This is a genomic window from Rossellomorea vietnamensis, from assembly GCF_001305855.1.
Taxonomy (GTDB): Bacteria; Bacillota; Bacilli; order Bacillales; family Bacillaceae_B; genus Rossellomorea; species Rossellomorea vietnamensis_A.
This window is the reverse complement of record NZ_LIXZ01000068.1, coordinates 1-688: the sequence shown is the minus strand read 5'-3', so window position 1 is coordinate 688 and position 688 is coordinate 1. Positions and strand designations below refer to the sequence as shown.

Genomic DNA, 688 nt, shown 5'->3' with positions numbered 1-688 from the left:
GGTCGAGATCCTGGTGCTCGACGAAGCCGATCGCATGCTCGACATGGGCTTCATTCACGACATCAAGAAGATCCTGCGGGTACTGCCCGAGAAGCGCCAGAACCTGCTGTTCTCGGCGACCTTCTCCAACGAGATCCAGGCGCTGGCGAACAAGCTGCTCGACGATCCCGAGATGATCGAGGTCGCCCGCCGCAACACCACCGCCGAGCTCGTCGACCAGGCGATCTATCGCGTCGACCGCGAGAAGAAGCGCGAGCTGCTGGCCCACCTGATCACCGAGCACGACTGGCATCAGGTACTGGTCTTCACGCGTACCAAGCACGGCGCAAACCGCCTGGCCGAACAGCTCTCCAAGCAGGAGATTCCGGCCATGGCGATCCATGGCAACAAGAGCCAGTCCGCGCGCACCAAGGCGCTGGCCGCCTTCAAGACCGGTGACCTGCAGGTGCTGGTGGCCACCGATATCGCCGCCCGCGGCCTGGATATCGAGGAGCTGCCCCATGTGGTCAACTTCGAGCTGCCCAACGTCGCCGAGGACTATGTGCACCGCATCGGCCGCACCGGCCGCGCCGGCAGCGAAGGCCAGGCGGTCTCGCTGGTCTGCGTCGACGAGCACGGCCTGCTCAAGGGCATCGAGCGGCTGATCAAGCGCGACCTGGAGAAGCGCATCGAGCCCGGCTTCGAGCCC

1 protein-coding gene is annotated in these 688 nt (G+C 65.1%); it reads left to right on the top strand.

Annotated elements, in window-relative coordinates; all coding sequences use genetic code 11:
- A partial coding sequence (locus AM506_RS23550; RefSeq protein ID WP_152968657.1) for a helicase-related protein occupies positions 1-688 on the top strand: 688 nt, incomplete at both ends.